Source organism: uncultured Bradyrhizobium sp., assembly GCF_947648125.1.
Taxonomy (GTDB): domain Bacteria; phylum Pseudomonadota; class Alphaproteobacteria; order Rhizobiales; family Xanthobacteraceae; genus Bradyrhizobium.
The window spans coordinates 21,872-38,335 of sequence record NZ_CANSMR010000024.1 but is presented as its reverse complement, the minus strand read 5'-3'; the positions used below and the strand labels follow the sequence as shown (position 1 = coordinate 38,335).

Here is a 16,464-nt window from a genome sequence, read left to right as displayed (position 1 = left end):
CGGAAACGCCAGGTTTCAGGTAATAATTCCTACCATCCGGGGTATCCTCGATGGCCAAACAGCCCAAAGCCGCCCGACCGCTGACCCACGCGCAGGTCTGGGCCGCGCTCGACCGGCTCGCCGAACGCGCCGGCCTGTCGCCGTCCGGCCTTGCCAAGCAGTCCGGTCTCGACCCCACCACCTTCAACAAGTCCAAGCGCGTGACCGGCGACGGGCGCGAGCGTTGGCCGTCGACCGAATCGCTCTCCAAGGCGCTGGCGGCGAGCAATGCCAGCATGGAGACCTTCGTGCAGTTGCTCGGCGATGGTCCGCGCGGCGGCCAGTCGGTGCCGTTGATCGGCTTCGCGCAGGCCGGTGCCGGCGGCTATTTCGACGACTCTGGTTTTCCCGCCGGCAAGGGCTGGGATGAAGTGGCGCTGCCGGCGACCACCGACGAGCACGCCTATGCGCTGGAGATCGAGGGCGACTCGATGAAGCCGGCCTATCGCGAAGGTGACATCATCGTGGTGTCACCCGCGACCGCGATCCGTCGCGGCGACCGCGTCGTGGTGCGCACGACCGGCGGCGAGGTGATGGTGAAGGAACTGAAGCGGCGCACCGGCAAGGTGCTGGAACTCGCATCGCTCAATCCGGAACATCCCGACCGCATGCTCGATGCCGAGGAGGTCACGTGGATCGCGCGCGTGGTGTGGGCGAGCCAGTGATTGGGGTGATTAAGTCACCACAAAATCAGTGTCGTCCCGGCGAAGGCCGGGACCCATAACCACCGCCGTTTGAATTGTAGCGAGTGGGGGCCACAGCTCGCTTCGACAACACGACCCTGTGGTAATGGGTCCCTGCTTTCGCAGGGACGACAGCGGAGATTGCGGCCGCGCCTCGCTGCCTGCGCTTACGTCGCGTAATCCGGCTCCTTGCGGTCCAGCATCCGCTTCAGCGCATCGAAATGCCGCTGCGAAGGAGATGGGCCGTTGTAAAGGTGATCGTCGCGGAAATCGCGCTTGGTCTTCTCCACCACATGCTGCGGCAATTGCTTGAGCGGCTGCTGGGTCCACATCGCATAGATCTGCACCTGCGCGGCGCGCTCGATGTAATAGAGCCGGTCATAGGCATCGGCGACGGTCTCGCCGACGGTCGAGATGCCATGGTTGGCCATGAACAGGATGGTCTTGTTGCCGATCACCCTGGCGAGCCGCGCACCTTCCTCGGGATCCAGCGCAGGGCCGGTGTAGAGATCGTCATAGGCGACCGCTTCCGACAATCCGACCTCGGTCTGCCCGATCTCCTTGATGCGCGGATCCTCGAGCCGCGTCAGCGCGCTCGCATACGGCATATGGGTGTGGAAGACCGCCTTGGCCTGCGGCAGCGCTTTGTGGATCGGCGCATGGATGCAATAGCAGGAGCGCTCGACCTCACCTTCGCCGCGCTTCACCTCGGCATCGTCGATGCCGACTTCCATGAAGGACGACGCGGTGACTTCCGACCAGTGCATGCCGAACGGGATCTGGTAGTAGCGATCGGTGCGGCCGGGCACCACCAAGGTGAGATGGTTGAAGATGCCTTCCGAAAAGCCGTGGATGTAGGCGAGCCGATGCGCGGCCGCGAGATCGACCCGCGCCTGCCATTCCTCGGCGCTCGAACTGTCCTGCAGCGATGTCGGCGAAACCCTGAACTGCATGCGCATGCTCCCATCTGTGCCGGCCTCTCTATGGAGGCCGTGCTGATTTTATGGGACGAAGTGTAGCGCAATCCGGCGCCAGCCTCGGCTGATATTGCCGAGGATCAGCCATCCGCATTTTGCGGCGCTACGCCGCAGCCGTGGTGCCGTAGCCCGGATGGAGCGCAGCGCAATCCGGGGCACCTGGGGCCGCTGGGAACGCTTCCCGGATTTCGCTGCGCTCCATCCGGGCTACACGTCCCTCAAACTACGACGAGCGCGCCAGCGCGCCGTCGATCATGTTGACCGCGTTCTGCACGCCATAGACCGCGACGAAGGAGCCGAAGCGCGGGCCCTTTTCCTGGCCGAGCAGCACCTGGTAGAGCATGTTGAACCAGTCGAGCGAGACGCCGGGACGGCCGTCCTTGCCCTTCTTGACCATGTCGAGGAACGGCTCGCGGCGGCCGATCTCGTAGACCACGTTCTGGATGTCTTCCGCGGTCGCATCCGCCGGCATGTTGGCAAGCGCATCGCGCAGGTCCTGCAGCGCGGCGCGCTCAGCTTCAGTGGGCTCGCGGAACTGCTTGGTCGGCGCCACGAAGTCGCGATAATAGTTGATGGCATAGCCGACCATCGCATCGAGCTTCGGATGGGTCTGCGGCGTCACGCCCGGACGATAGCGGCCGATGAAGCCCCACAACGTCTCGGCATTCTCCGCGTTCGACGACGACACCAGCGTCAGCAAGAGCTGGAAGGTGACGGGCATGTCGGCCTGCGGCGGCTTGCCGGAATGAATGTGCCAGACCGGATTCTGCAGCTGCTGCCGCCCCTCCTGCCGCGTGAAGCCGTCGAGGAACTGTTGGTAGTCGTCGACATTGCGCGGGATGACGTCGAAATACAGCCGCTTCGCCGCCTTGGGCTCGCGATACATGAACAGCGACAGCGATTCCGGCGAGGCGTAGCGCAGCCATTCGTCGATCGTCAGGCCATTGCCCTTCGACTTCGAGATCTTCTGGCCCTTCTCGTCGAGGAACAGCTCGTAGTTGAAGCCCTCCGGCGGAGTGCCGCCGAGCGCCGCGCAGATCTTGGCGGACAGCTTCACCGAGTCGATCAGATCCTTGCCGGCCATTTCATAGTCGACGCCGAGCGCGTACCAGCGCATCGCCCAGTCCGGCTTCCATTGCAGCTTGCAGCGGCCGCCGGTGACGGGAACGGTGACGCTCTCCTTGGTCTCGGGATCTTCATAGGAGATCGTGCCGGCCTTGGCGTCGTGCGCCGTCACCGGGACGTAGAGCACGAGACCGGTACGCGGACAGATCGGCAGGAACGGCGAGTAGCTCGCCGCGCGCTCCTCGCGCAGCGACGGCAGCATGATCGCCATCACCTTCTCGATCCGCTCCAGCATGCGCAGCAGCGCGGCATCGAACCGGCCGGAGGTGTAATACTCGGTCGAGCTCGCGAATTCGTAGTCGAAGCCGAATTGATCGAGGAAGGCGCGCAGCCGAGCATTGTTGTGCTGGCCGAAGCTCGGATGGGTGCCGAACGGGTCGGGCACCTTGGTCAGCGGCTTGCCGAGATGCTGCGCCAGCAATTCCTTGTTGGGCACGTTGTCCGGCACCTTGCGCAGGCCGTCCATGTCGTCGGAGAAGGCGAGCAGGCGCGTCTTGATCTTGTCCTCGGTGAGCACACGGAAGGCGTGGCGCACCATCGTGGTGCGCGCGACTTCGCCGAACGTGCCGATATGCGGCAGGCCCGAGGGGCCGTAGCCGGTCTCGAACAGCACCTCGTCCTTCGGATTTTTCTTCAGCCGCGCCACAATCGCTTTCGCCTGCTCGAACGGCCAGGCGTTGGATTGTTCGGCGAGCGCCCGCAGGTCGCTCGGGCTGGCAGCAAGATCAATCACGGACATTTCTTCAGGCTTTCTCCAAAAAGGCCGCGAAAACTAACGCTTTCGCGGCAAAATGCAAAACGACGGGAAGTTTGCCGTCATTTCGAGGCGATACGCAGCATCGAACCCGGAATGACGAATTCAGAACGGGCTGATCGAGAAATAGCGCAGCCACAGGTCCGTGAAGCGGCCTTTTTCCCAGATACGGAACAGCGCCCAGTTCAGCGACTGCCGGAGCAGATCGTTGCCCTTGCGCACCGCGATGCCGACACCCTCGCCGAAATAGCGGCTCTCGACAAAGGGGCCGCCGGAGAAGGCGCAGCATTCGGCGGAATCGGTGCCGTTGATCCAGAACGCGAGCGAGATCGCGTCGCCAAAGATGAAGTCGACCTCGCCGCGGCGCAGCGCCGCGCGCAGCGCATCGTTATCCGGATAGGAATGGATCTCGGCGTCGGTGAACATCGCTTTGAGGTAGGCCTCGTGCGAGGTGCCGGCGATGACACCGACCTTCTTGCCCTCGAGATATTCCGGGCGGATTTCCGGCATCACATTGTCGCGGCGCGACACGAAGCGCGCCGGCGCGCGGTAATAGGGATCGGTGAAATCGACCTTGGCGCGCAGCTGCGGCGTCACCGCCATCGACGCGATGATGGCATCGCCCCGGTTGGTCGCCAGCGCATCGATCAGGGTCTCGAAGCGGCGCATCTGGATGGTGCAGGTGACCTTGATCTCGTCGCAGAGCGCGCGCGCCAGGTCGACATTGAAGCCCGCCGGATTGCCGTCGGGACCGGTGAAGTTGAACGGCGGATAGTCGGTCTCGGTCAGGAAACGGATCACGGTGAGGCGCGACAGGTCGGGCCGATCCGGCCGCCGCCGCGGGTCCCAGAAGCCCGGCACCGCCTGCGGTGCGGCCTCGGCGGCCTTGGGCGACTGGTTCGGAGCCGACGGGTTGGCAGCTGCCGGAGGCGTTGCTACCGGGGGCGTCGCTGGTGCCGCTTGTGCGGGGGCAGGCCTGGCGGGCTGGGCCGGCGCAGGCGCCGGCTTGGCCGCCGGTGCCGGAGGCGTCTGCGCCGCCGCAGGCCCCACCGTCGCCAGCACGACGGCCGCCATCATTCCCGCAGCCAGGCGAAGCTGGCGCGAGCGGACGGCAAAGGGCTGGGCGGACAAGTCTGGCATAACCGGCAATTTTAGGGAATTGAACGGCTTATAGACCATCCGGCGCCCGATGCGAGCGCCGATTGGGCTAATTCTGAACCGGAAAAAGCGATCAGAGATACCGTTTGAGATCGATCGCCGCCTCTTCCGGCGTCCGTTTCAGATTGAACGGCGCGACGAAATGGCCGTCGCGGTCCATCAAATAGATCAGCGCGGTGTGATCCATCGTGTAGTCGCCATCCTTCAGCGGCACCTTCTTGGCGTAGACCCGGTAGCTCGACAGCACCTTGGCGATCGCGGCGGGATCGCCGGTCAGGCCCTTGAGGTGCGGATCGAAGCTCGAAAGGTAATCCTTCATCGCCGTGGCGGTGTCGCGTTCCGGGTCGACCGAGACGAAATAGGCATTCACGCGATCAGCGTCCTTGCCCATCGCCTTCAGGACCTCCGAGATCTCGAACAGCGAGGTCGGGCAGATGTCCGGGCAATGGGTGAAGCCGAAGAAGATCAGCGTCGGCTTGCCCTGGAGGTTCTTGTCGGTGACGGTCTGGCCGGACTGGTCGGTGAGCTGGAACGGGCCGCCGATCGCCGCCGGCGCGGCGACGGTGCGCAAGCCGCCGACCGCCCACAACATGAGGAACAGGCCGACCGCCAGACTGCCGGCGAAGGCGGCGAAGATCACCAATGGGCGCGTGGTCCGGGGCATGATGCGAGGGCGTCCTTGTCAGAAGCAGGCGGCGATGCCGGCCGTGATCATTTCGAAAAACACCGCGGTCCCGTAGTGGAACCAGAGCGCGGCGGCGGCGAGCGAGGCCACTCCGCCGATGCCGGCCGCGCCCCACAGGATTGCAGATGCCACCCGGCCCTGCGGAGCCGTCACGAGCTCGGATCGGGTGGAGATCGGCTGAACCATGCGGTTGAGATAAGCCGGGTTCCGGCAGGCAGCAAGCGCAATGGCCATCGCAGACCGTCAAATGATAGCGAGGCGATGTCCGGCGCGCACCTCGTCATGCCAGGCTTGCCGGCCATGCCGAGAGAGGACGCTCGTCGAGATCAGCAGCTCAGCGCGCCGGCTCCGCGGGCTTGGGCGCCGAGGCCTGGGCGTTGAGGTAACACGGCTTGTACAGCGCCTGCAGCTGCTTGCCGCGCAGGAAGATCATGTGCCGGGTCAGGCCACCGCGGTCCATGATCCATTTGCGCACCGCCGGCGGGTACATCAGGTACAGCATATGGGTGGCTTCGGGATTGGGGACCGGGCGGCCGTTATCGCCGTAGTCCCAGGCGGCATGGAAGCCGAGACTGGCGTGTGAGGTCACACAAATCCGGTCATGCGGGACCTTGCCGAGCACGATGGTGCAGGCCGAGGCGCACAGCCCGTCGATGATCACGGTTTCGCCCGATGTGCGCAGGTCCTGATACCTGTCGACATAGACGCCGATCTTGCCGCCGCGATCGTCGGCGATCCTGACCACTGCTTGAGACGCCCCCATTCCCGCCAGCAGGAGAACCGCAGCGAGCAACCCCGTCATCAACTTCATTTTGGCCAGCCCCAGTCGAAACCGAATCTGTTTGGTCTGTGATGCAAGACAATCGTGAGCGTGTTGCGGCCGCGGATTTTTGTCCAGACGAGCGAAGCCGGTCAAAACAAATTCAAATTGGGTGTTGCGCGCACGCTGCAGTGGCGTGTGGAAAAGGTCCCAAACTGGAACAAGTTGCCGTAACCATTTGGTGCCTCGCCGCCACAGGCAAGGTCCATTTGGCGTTGACCGCGCACAACGACGCGGTCTTGAATCGCGGCGGGACGGGGGAAATCAAAATGGCTGACGATGCAGATGTGATCGTGATCGGCGCCGGACTTGCCGGGCTGGTCGCCGCGACCGAGATCGCCGACGCGGGCAAGCGCGTCATCGTGCTCGACCAGGAAGGGGAACAGAGCATCGGCGGCCAGGCCTTCTGGTCGTTTGGCGGATTGTTCCTGGTCGATTCGCCGGAACAGCGCCGGCTCGGCATCAAGGATTCCACCGAACTCGCGCTGCAGGACTGGATGGGCGCCGCAGGTTTCGATCGCGAAGAGGATCATTGGCCGCGCAAATGGGCCGAAGCCTATGTCGCGTTCGCCGCGGGCGAGAAGCGCGACTGGCTGCGCGCGATGGGCCACCGCATTTTCCCGGTGGTCGGCTGGGCCGAGCGCGGCGGCTACGACGCCATGGGCCACGGCAATTCGGTGCCGCGCTTCCATGTCACCTGGGGCACCGGCCCCGGCATCGTCGAGCCGTTCGAGCGCCGCGCGCGCGAGGCCGCCAAGAATGGACAGCTGATGTTCAAGTTCCGCCACCGCGTCGATGCGCTCAGCATCACCAACGGCACGGTCGATGGCGTGAGCGGCGCGATCCTGGAACCGTCTGGCGTCGAACGCGGCAAGAGCTCCTCGCGCAACGTCGTCGGCGATTTTTCGCTGCGCGCGCAGGCGGTGATCGTCGCCTCCGGTGGCATCGGCGGCAATCATGATCTGGTGCGGCAGAACTGGCCGAAGCGGCTCGGCGAACCGCCAAAGTTCATGATCTCGGGCGTGCCCGAACATGTCGACGGCCGCATGATCGGCATCACCGAGGCGGCAGGCGGGCGGCTGATCAACCGCGACCGCATGTGGCACTATGTCGAGGGCATCCAGAACTGGAACCCGATCTGGCCGCGTCACGGCATCCGGATCCTGCCGGGACCATCGTCACTCTGGTTCGATGCGACGGGCAAGCGGCTGCCGGCGCCGCTGTTCCCGGGCTCCGACACGCTCGGGCAACTGCACTACATCATGGGCACGGGCTACGACTATTCGTGGTTCATCCTGACCCAGAGCATCATCAAGAAGGAGTTCGCGCTGTCGGGCTCTGAGCAGAACCCCGACCTCACGGGAAAAAGCTGGCGCATGACCATCAAGCGCGCCACCAACAAGGGCGCGCCGGCGCCGGTGGAGGCCTTCAAGCAGCACGGCGCCGACTTCATCGTGCGCGACAATCTCGCCGACCTCGTCGGCGCCATGAACAAGCTCGTCGGCAATGACCGCTTGCAGCTCGATGCCATCAAGACGCAGATCGAGGCGCGCGACCGCGAGATCACCAACCCCTACGTCAAGGACGCGCAGGTGATGAACCTGCACAATGCGCGGCGCTACATCGGCGACAGGCTGATCCGAACCGCCAAGCCGCACCGCATCCTCGATCCCGAACACGGCCCGTTGATCGCGGTGAAACTCAACATCCTCACCCGCAAGACGCTCGGCGGCTTCGAGACCGACCTCGATTCGCGCGTATTCGGCAACGATCACCAGATCATCCGCGGGCTCTATGCGGCCGGCGAAGCCGCCGGCTTCGGCGGTGGCGGCGTGCACGGCTATCGCTCGCTGGAGGGCACGTTCCTTGGCGGCTGCCTGTTCTCGGGCCGCAACGCAGGGCGCGCGGCCGCGAAGGCGGTAGGCTAGGAGCGCAGCGATGTTGGGCAACTGGTTTCGACGCAAGGGCGGTGCCGTCGAGCCCGGCCCCTTCTATCGACCGTACCGGGACGATGCGGCAAACCAAATCTACAATCTGCTGTTCTGCGACAATATTTCTCTGCTGAACCAGCAGTCCAAGCAGGGTGATCTCGGCGCAGTCCTGTCAGACAACATCGATCGGGAGACGCTAGATCGGATCGGCAACGACCTTGATGTCGAAAGTCGTACCCGCGTCCTGGCGTTCAATCGTCTGCGCGCCATGAAGGCATCGGTCCCGCGCAAGCGGTTGCTCGGCACAATCGTCGAGATGCCGCTTCATGGAGGAATCGACACGTTAGCGATCTATCTCGACCACCGCCTGCGCTACATCAATCATACTGGAAAGATGGCGATCTTCGAGAGTACCCCTTCCCCGCTGTCAGCCGGCGTGGACGACGTTTTGAGCGCATCGCAATTCGTGGTGAACCGCTACGGTCCATGGGACAGGGTACGCAAGGCTCCGCCGACCGGCGATCTCACCCGCATGACTTTTCTCGTCTCGGACGGGCTGTATTTCGGTGAGGGACACGCTTCGGACCTGCTGCGCGACCGATTTGCCGCGCCTGTCCTGAGCGCAGTCGGTCGGCTGATGCCGCTGCTTGTCGACGAAGCTCTCAGGATAAACCGCAGCAAGTCATGAGATTGATTCTGCAAATCATAGGGTGCGCAACGCTTGTCGCTCGCGCGACCCCGGTCTTTTCCGATTGCGGTGAAACTCAACATCCTCACCCGCAAGACCCTCGGCGGTTTCGAGACCGACCTCGATTCGCGCGTGTTCGGCAGGGATCACCAGATCATCCGCGGGCTCTATGCGGCCGGCGAAGCCGCCGGCTTCGGCGGTGGCGGCGTGCACGGCTATCGCTCGCTGGAGGGCACGTTCCTTGGCGGCTGCCTGTTCTCGGGCCGCAACGCGGGACGGGCGGCGGCGAAGGCGGTGGGTTAGGACGTAGACACTCGTCAGGTCGGCTGAGAATGCCGTGTTCGAGACCAGCCGGGCGTGAACCGGCGGGTCTCTGTTGTTGAATTCGGAGTTTCTTCAGGCCGTCTTGGTGAAAAGCGTCAGGACGCCGTTGGTGAGATTGACGGCGACGACTTGCGCCGAGCTCATGCCCTTCGCCTTGAGCGCGGATACGGCTTCCTTGGACGCGTCGATGGAACCCCGCAGGTTCTTCAGGTCGTCCTCGCTTGCCTTTGCGACGACGGCCTCGACCTTTGACCGGGCCTCGGGCTGCAGTTCCTTGATGTCCACGACCTGTATGCTCCGGATGACGGTGGACTCGTCAGACTGAGCCTGCGGCGTCTTCGGTTGCGTTCCCTGCACTTGCGCCCAAGCCGGTGTTCCAAGCGAGAGCGCCGCAGCGATGACGGATGCCGTAGAGATGCGCATGAGCATTCCTTGTGTTGATTGCCCCCAACACCCGGCGTGAACGCATTTTCATCGCTGATGGTTCCGGCCGGAAATCCGCTTTCTAGTTATGGGACCGTCGCAAGAGACGTTGCCAAAATATCGAAAACAACCCCATGCAAAGTAGCCGGCGGTGGCCGGCGTTCGACCAGGTAACTTGACACATCGGGCAACTCAGGGGTATTCTTCTAATATTCCGAAATTGCACAGTGTCCCTCGCCCAAGGCTGGGACATATGGCATTTGCGGGCTTCCGCAACCGGCGCTTCCACGTCCCAGGCGGGAGAGGAACGCGCCTCAATTCGCGGCCAGTGTTCTCAACTCACCATTCAAAGCGCGTGCCGACCCCGACCGACGTTGCACCGGTTGCATCGATGTCGGATTCCACGCGGATATGACGCGTGACGTCCACATTGGCGGACACGCCGGACTGACTGGCGCTAGCGCCCGTCCGTACCCCGACGCTCAACCTGTCGCCGATCGCGCGCGACGCGCCAACCATCGGACTTCCGCCTGCTCCAACGCCGACATCAAGGCTGTCGACGCCGAGCGAGCGGCGCATACGGTCCATTGTGCCCTCACCACCGCTTGCGAACTGTGCCGCCACCTCCGCGAGCTGCAGGGCCTGCGACGTCGACAGGCTGCCCGACGCCTTCTGGAACAGGATGCGCGACAGAATCTCGTCCTGCGGCAATTGGGGCTGCGAGGTGAAGGCAAAGACCGGCGCGGATGCGGGCCCGGAGATGCCGACCTGCGCGGTGATGTCGGAGGCCGAGATCTCCGCCGCAAAGTCGAGCTCGGGGGCAAGATCGCCGTTGAAGGAGAGATTGCCCTTGGTGAAGGTCAACGTCTTTCCGAGCGCCACGAGCTTGCCTTGATAGAGCGAGAAGGCACCCTTCGGGACCGGAGCGTTGGTCGTGCCGCCCACTTGCACGGAGCCGCCGAGTTCCGCAGTCACCCCGCGGCCGTGAATGAAAACGTGGTTCGGTGCCGACACCGTAACGTCGAGCGCAGCATTGAACAGCGCCGCGCGCCCCTTGCTGCTCTTAAGGGCTTCGGCCGTGCGTTCCGCCGCGAGGCGTGCAGCGGCCTGGCCCGACGCATTCACGTGGTTGATGCCGTCGATCGGCTTCAGCGTCGACGGCAGACGATCGGGAATATCGATGGCGACGTGGGTCAGGTCGATCCGGCCGTTGATCCGGGGATCGCGCGCCAGTGCACCGCTGACGTCGATCGCAAGATTGGCCTGCGCGGTCGCGAGCGCACTGGCCGCCAGCGTCGCCTGTTGTCCGCGAATCGAGACCGTGCCGGGGAAACCTGCATCCGGGGCGACCCGCACCTGGCCGGTACCAGACAATGTGCCACCGTTGGGCGTCGCGGCGGTCAGGCGCTCCACGACGATACGATCTCCGTCGGCGGTGACTTTCGCCTCGATATTGTCGAAGCGTGTGCCGAGCAGGCTGTCGCGGAATGTACCGCCACTCAAGCTGGCGGCACCGCCGATCTGGGGCTTGGCGCGTGTACCGCTTAACCGCGCATCGAGCACGACGCTGCCGGACACGGTGCGGCCGGACGCCGATAGCGCGGCGTTCGCGACGGCGGCATCGAGACGGCCCTTCGCGGTCAGCGCGATCGGTCCGGCCGCATCGAGCGGTACCGTGCCCGAGGCGGAGATCGTGCCGGCTTTTCCGGCGGCGATCGTGGTGGCGATGCTCGCGCGGCTTCCGTCGAGGCGCCCATCTGCTGAGACGTCGATCGGAGGCAGGCCCGCGCTGCGGCTCTGCGGCGCGGTCAGCTGCTTGACGGTGACCTTGTACTGACCCGTCGGAGCGCTCGTCGAGCCGGCAATCGTCGCCGAGGCGTCGAGCGTCCCGGCAAGGCCCAGGCCCGGCATCACGACATCGGCCTCGCCGAGCGGGATCGCGCTTGCGAGCGCCTTGACGTTGAGCGTCTTGCCGGCACTGCCGTCAACCGTGAAGCGACCTTTGCCGATGCCGAGAGCCAGATGCTCGATCAGCACGCTCCCGTCGTCGAGCGTGAAACTCGCTGGCCCCTGCAACGCGATCGCCCTGGCGCCGCGTCGCGCGGTGAAGCGGTTGAGATCGAACCGCGTGCGATCTTTGGCGGTGAGCACGCCTGCGGCATCGAGATCGAAGCCGGCCGCCTTGGCCGACAGGCCAAGGGTGCTGGTGCCGGCGTTCCCACGCGCGGTCAGCGCAATGCTCGAGACAGTCTGGCCGGCGATCTCGGCGCCGGTGACCTTGGCGTCAGCGTTGAGGAGCGGATGGCGGTAGAGATCGGTCGCATCGGCGCGCAGATCGAAGCTGCGGATCGCGGCACCGGCTGCGCGGATCCCCGCGCCCTTGCCGGCGAGACGGACGGATTGCTGGCCGTCATCGACCGATGCGGCAAGATCGAGCGACGCCGAACCGACGAGGTCCATCAGGGCGACCGGTGCGAGGTCGGCGAGCGAGCCGGCGGCGAAATGGATCTGCCCGCGTGCGAGACTTTGCGCGTCGATCGTGCCCGCCCCCTTCAAGGATACCGAACCGATCGCGATGTCGACCGTGTTGGCGTCCCATCCGGCGAAAGCGGGAGCAGGTGTGTCGCCCGATTGACGGCTCGCTTGCACGATCCCGCGCGCCTGCTTGCCGTCGATCGAGCCATCGAGCCTGGCGTCGATGACACACGGTCCCTTGACGTCATTGACGGTCGCGGCGAGCTCCAGATGCGGAATCGGGCGCCGCATTGCGGTGGCGCGATCGACCGAGGCCGAGAACGACACGCCGGGATGCGCGAGCCCTCCGGTGAGGCCGACGTCGACGGCTGCCACACCGGTGAGGCGAGCATCGGCCGCGGCAAGATCGGGCAGACTGACACGCGCCGACAGATCGCTCGTTTCGTGGGTCACCGTTCCCTTGGCGCGAACCGCGACATGGGCGCCGTCGAGCGAAACGTCGCGGACCGTATAGGTGTCGCTGCCGCTATCTGCGCCGACATCGGCGGCAAGCGTGACGCGCGGTCCTGTGAGCCCATCCAGCGCCGCAAGCCCGGTCGCGATCCCCTCGCCGGTGCCGGACAATTTGGCGTCGACGCGGCCGTGCTCGCGATCGGCGTCGAGATCGAGGCCGAGAGCCACGGCGCCCTTGAGCTTCAACCCGGCGAGATCGCTGAAGCGGCCGAGGTCAGGCATGGCTCCGGTCGCACGGCCATGCAGCCGATCGGGACTGACGTCGCCGGCATAGGTGGCCTGAACGGTCGGCGTGCCGATCTCCAGCCGCTCGATGGTGGCGTGGCCACCGAGATCGGTGCTGCCGTGGAGCACGAGCGAAGCACTGTTGCCGATTGCTGCCGCGAGACCGGGATCGCGCGGCGCGATGCCCGAGGCCCGCAAATTTGCATCCAGCACGATATGCGTTGCGAGGTCGCTGGGCTCGGCGCGCGGGACTGCCGTCAGCGAGGCGTCGAGCGCGTCGAGATTTCCATCCGGCAGGCGGGCGCCTGACATTGCGAGCTTGGCCGTGAGCGTCGGCGCCTTGATCGGTCCGTTGACCCTGCTGTCGAACACCAGGCTGCGGATCGCCCCCTGATCCGTTTCCGTGACGTCGCCATTGCTGGGCAGGGCGCGGATGGAGGCCCTGAAATCCATCACTCTGTCGGCGCCAAGCAGGCCCTTCACGTCGAGCCGCGCGAGGCGGCTCGTGAGCGTCAGCCCGTCCAGCGCGACGCTGCCGTCGTCGCCGAAATGCGTCGTGCTGTCGAGATTGGTCTCGCCGGCGAAGACGGGCGCGGCAACTGACGGCAGCAGCGGTCCGAGATGACTCGTGAGACGGGTTGCAAGGACGCGGCCCGCCCCGTTGCGGTCAAGCGTGATCACACCGGTCGCATCAATGGTAGGGCCGGCCTGAAACTTCAGCGCGCCGCGGAAGCTGTCGAGCGTGCCCTTGCCGCCCAGCGCGAACGTCACGGGCGGCTCGCCCGGCAAATGACCGATCTTGGACATCAGTCCGCGGGCGGGTTCGTCGAGCGTGACATCGAGGGTCAACGCGTTGCCCTGCGGTACGAAGGCGAGCGCGGCCTTGAAATGGCCCGGGAAATCAGTGCGGATCGCATCGAGATTGAAAACGAGGCCCTCCGAGGGTGAGCCCAGCTCGGCATTGCCGGTCGCCTTGACGCTCAGGGCCTCGCCGAGAATGGGCTGGCCCAGCACCAGGGCACGCAGGTCGAAAGCCTTCACCTGTACTTTCACGGGAAGGTCCGGCAGGATCGGCTGGCCGGACTCCGCGGTGGGCTGGTCGGACGGCAGCGGCTTTCGCTTGATATCGAGCGTGCCGATCTCGAGCCGATCGATCTCCAGCCGCCCCATTAGCAGCGCAGTGCGCCGCCAGACGAGACGGGCCTTGTCGAGGGTCAGCCAAACTCCGTCCCTGTCGGTGATGCTGACATCGTGCACCGTCGCATCCGACGAGAGGACGCCGTCGACGGCGCCGATGTGAACCTGGGTCGCGGGCGTCGAGAGCGTTCGCGAGACGAGGCCGGCGAGCATGTCCTGCTGATTTTCGCCGCTTCCGCCTACCATTCCGTGGAAGACGACGCCGAGCACAGCAACAGAGACGAGTCCAAGCGCCGCTATGGCAGAACCGACAATGAAGGCCCGTCGCACGCGCATCAGAAGGCCTGCCCGATGCTGACATAGATGGCGTAGCGACTGTCGCCGGGTCGCGGGTTCAGCGGTGTCGCGACGTCGAGCCGGATCGGGCCCACCGGCGTGAGATAACGCAGGCCAAGCCCGGCCCCGTAGCCGACATAATCGCTGAAGCCCGGCAGCGACGAACGGGACACCGAACCGAAGTCCACGAACGGCACGAGGCCGATGGTAGGTGTGATCCTGACGCGCACCTCAGCGGAGCCTTCGATCAGGCTGCTGCCACCGGTGATCTGACCGAACATCATCGGCGAGATGGTGTTGAAGCCGTAGCCACGCACGGATCCGCCGCCGCCCGCGAAGAAACGGTGCGAATCCGGAATGTCAGCCAGCGGCGCTCCCGCGAGCGAGCCCGCAGCCAGCCGGCCCGCCAGCACGTAGTCGGCCTGCTCGTCGAGCGCATAATAGGCCGAACCTGAGACGCGGCCCTCGAAGAGGTCGATCGTGGAGCCCATCAGCTTCGAATAGGCATTGACGGTCGCAGCAAGGCGCACACCGCGCGTGGGATCGAGCGGATTGTCCGTAGTGTCGTAGCGGCCGGTCGCGGTGAAGCCGACGAGTGTCGCATCGACCCGCCCCAGCACGTCCTGCGATCTCGACTGCTCGACCTGAATGCCGCCCTGCAGCGAAGCGGTCTCCGAAAAACGATGGACCACGCCGAGCGTGCCGCGCACCGTGTCGTCGGTATAGCCGCCTAGCACATTGTTGCCGACGCGCTCGCGGAAGGCGGTGGCTTCGATCAAGAGGTCGTTCGGGGTGCCGAACAAGCCCGGCTTGATGAAGGTTCCGGTGAATCGCGCACCAAAATCTGACGCGTGGAGATTATTGAACCCGCTGGAGGACGTTCCATCGATCCGTTGCAACAGGGAGGCGGACGCTTCAAGCCGCAGACGCTCGCCGCCGCCGAATATGTTCCGGTCCTCGTAGTAGCCCGAAATGCCGGGACCATCGACGGTAGAATATTTTGCCGACAGGCCCACCGCGTGCCTGGGTCGATCCGTCACATCGATGAAGACCGGCAGGTTGCCGTTGGCGTCCAGCTTGTCGGCCTCACGAATGCGAATGCCGCCGATCGCCGGAATTTTTGCGATCGAGGTCTTGGTCAGCGCCAGCCGCTCGGGAGAATAGGGCTCGCCTTCCTTCAGATAAACATGGGTCGCCACCACCCGCGGGTCGACGGCCCCGTCGCCCGAGATCGTGACGGCGCCGATACCGGCCTTCGGGCCTGGTTCGACCCGCAGGCGGAAATCCATCGCGCCCGCCGCGTGATCCACTGTTGCCTTGACGTCCGCGATTTTCGCCAACGGATGTCCATGACTGCGGAACCAGTCGACGAGTTTCAGCTGCGCGGCGCGCAGGTTGGCGGACGCAGCCGGATCGCCTGGCTTCAGAGCAAAGGCGCGAATTGGCAGTCCCTGTGGCGCTTGGTCGCGAGGATAATCGACATCGACAGTCCGCAATTTGAACGTCGGGCCGAGCCGAGCGATGATCGCAATCGGAATGATCGAGCGGTTGCGAAACTTGTCTGCACGCTGCGCGGCGAGGGCCAATCCGGCCTCGTCGAATGAGACGGGAACTCCGTCTATCGTGATATCGATCTCTGCGTTGTAATGGCCCAGTCCCCAAAGTGCATCCAGGAGCGGATTGACGTCGGCCTGAAGTCGGCGCGCAAGACCTTCTCCATCCGGCGGCGGTTCTTGCCGGAGACGATATGTCCCGGAAGCGTCGCGCAATGCTTGCTCGGCGTCGCTATCATTTTTGCCTTCGGTTGTCTTGGTTTCGATCGTGAGGCGGTATGACAACGTCGTGGCGCCAACCGGTGGCGGATCGTCGGAACCGAGCAGGCCGAAGAAGTCGAAGGCGTGAGCCGACTCGCACAGCAACCAACTGACTGCCGCAACGACTGCGCAACCCGTGCGCAGAATCTTCCGTCCCATGGAAGAATAATTCACCTGGCTTGCCCGCCCCGGTGCAGGGGGGCGGCAAGGTGGCACCACTGTCTCTCGGATGGTTCCGCTCCCGAACGCGTCGACTGACTTAGACCCGAGGCCTGTGGTGCTCAGGTTTGACGATTCTCCTGCCTCTTTATTTCAACAGGCGCCACACGCACAAGTGATAGAGATCATGATGGATAA

At 64.8% G+C, this 16,464-nt stretch carries 12 protein-coding genes and 1 pseudogene; 4 read left to right on the top strand and 9 right to left on the bottom strand.

The window, feature by feature from the left end; all coding sequences use genetic code 11:
• The first annotated feature begins 50 nt into the window (after window positions 1-50).
• Window positions 51-704 carry a helix-turn-helix transcriptional regulator gene (locus Q0030_RS30935; RefSeq protein WP_298375920.1) on the top strand — a complete coding sequence of 218 codons (654 nt, stop codon included), beginning with the start codon at window positions 51-53 and terminating at the stop codon, window positions 702-704.
• Window positions 705-889: 185 nt separating this feature from the next.
• On the opposite strand, the gene Q0030_RS30930 is transcribed toward Q0030_RS30935, so the two are convergent.
• The 6 genes from Q0030_RS30930 to Q0030_RS30905 all read right to left on the bottom strand — a co-directional run bounded on the left by Q0030_RS30930 (window position 890) and on the right by Q0030_RS30905 (window position 6,232).
• Window positions 890-1,675 carry a class II aldolase/adducin family protein gene (locus Q0030_RS30930; protein WP_298375917.1) on the bottom strand — a complete coding sequence of 262 codons (786 nt, stop codon included), beginning with the start codon at window positions 1,673-1,675 and terminating at the stop codon, window positions 890-892.
• 247 nt (window positions 1,676-1,922) lie between these two features.
• Entirely contained in the window at window positions 1,923-3,563 is a 1,641-nt protein-coding gene (locus tag Q0030_RS30925; protein WP_298375914.1) for a lysine--tRNA ligase, read from the bottom strand.
• A 120-nt stretch (window positions 3,564-3,683) separates the two neighbouring features.
• Complete coding sequence (locus Q0030_RS30920) at window positions 3,684-4,718, bottom strand: transporter substrate-binding domain-containing protein (RefSeq protein WP_298375911.1); 1,035 nt, start codon at window positions 4,716-4,718, stop codon at window positions 3,684-3,686.
• Window positions 4,719-4,809: 91 nt separating this feature from the next.
• On the bottom strand, window positions 4,810-5,400 hold the full coding sequence (locus tag Q0030_RS30915; protein ID WP_298375908.1) for an SCO family protein: 591 nt from the start codon (window positions 5,398-5,400) through the stop codon (window positions 4,810-4,812).
• A gap of 18 nt (window positions 5,401-5,418) precedes the next feature.
• Window positions 5,419-5,655 carry a hypothetical protein gene (locus tag Q0030_RS30910; RefSeq protein WP_298375906.1) on the bottom strand — a complete coding sequence of 79 codons (237 nt, stop codon included), beginning with the start codon at window positions 5,653-5,655 and terminating at the stop codon, window positions 5,419-5,421.
• Window positions 5,656-5,755: 100 nt separating this feature from the next.
• Window positions 5,756-6,232, bottom strand: a complete 477-nt coding sequence (locus tag Q0030_RS30905) for a hypothetical protein (protein WP_298375903.1) — start codon at window positions 6,230-6,232, stop codon at window positions 5,756-5,758.
• Window positions 6,233-6,510: 278 nt separating this feature from the next.
• Here Q0030_RS30905 and Q0030_RS30900 point away from each other — a divergent pair, with 278 nt between their 5' ends.
• From Q0030_RS30900 to Q0030_RS30890, 3 genes and pseudogenes are all read left to right on the top strand, one after another.
• Entirely contained in the window at window positions 6,511-8,169 is a 1,659-nt protein-coding gene (locus tag Q0030_RS30900) for an FAD-binding dehydrogenase (protein WP_298375901.1), read from the top strand.
• A 10-nt stretch (window positions 8,170-8,179) separates the two neighbouring features.
• Window positions 8,180-8,860: a hypothetical protein gene (locus tag Q0030_RS30895; RefSeq protein WP_298375899.1), complete on the top strand. Its 681-nt coding sequence runs from the start codon at window positions 8,180-8,182 to the stop codon at window positions 8,858-8,860.
• A 63-nt stretch (window positions 8,861-8,923) separates the two neighbouring features.
• Window positions 8,924-9,163: pseudogene (locus Q0030_RS30890) on the top strand (FAD-binding protein); the annotation flags it as partial.
• Window positions 9,164-9,256: 93 nt separating this feature from the next.
• Here the strand turns inward: Q0030_RS30890 and Q0030_RS30885 are convergent.
• The 3 genes from Q0030_RS30885 to Q0030_RS30875 all read right to left on the bottom strand — a co-directional run bounded on the left by Q0030_RS30885 (window position 9,257) and on the right by Q0030_RS30875 (window position 16,326).
• Window positions 9,257-9,613, bottom strand: coding sequence for a hypothetical protein (locus Q0030_RS30885; RefSeq protein WP_298375897.1), 357 nt, complete (start codon window positions 9,611-9,613; stop codon window positions 9,257-9,259).
• A gap of 333 nt (window positions 9,614-9,946) precedes the next feature.
• Window positions 9,947-14,293 (bottom strand): translocation/assembly module TamB domain-containing protein, encoded by a 4,347-nt coding sequence (locus Q0030_RS30880; RefSeq protein WP_298375896.1) that lies wholly within the window; start codon window positions 14,291-14,293, stop codon window positions 9,947-9,949.
• Window positions 14,293-16,326, bottom strand: coding sequence for a BamA/TamA family outer membrane protein (locus Q0030_RS30875; RefSeq protein ID WP_298375894.1), 2,034 nt, complete (start codon window positions 16,324-16,326; stop codon window positions 14,293-14,295). Before Q0030_RS30875 ends, Q0030_RS30880 begins: the two co-directional genes overlap by 1 nt.
• Window positions 16,327-16,464 lie beyond the last annotated feature (138 nt).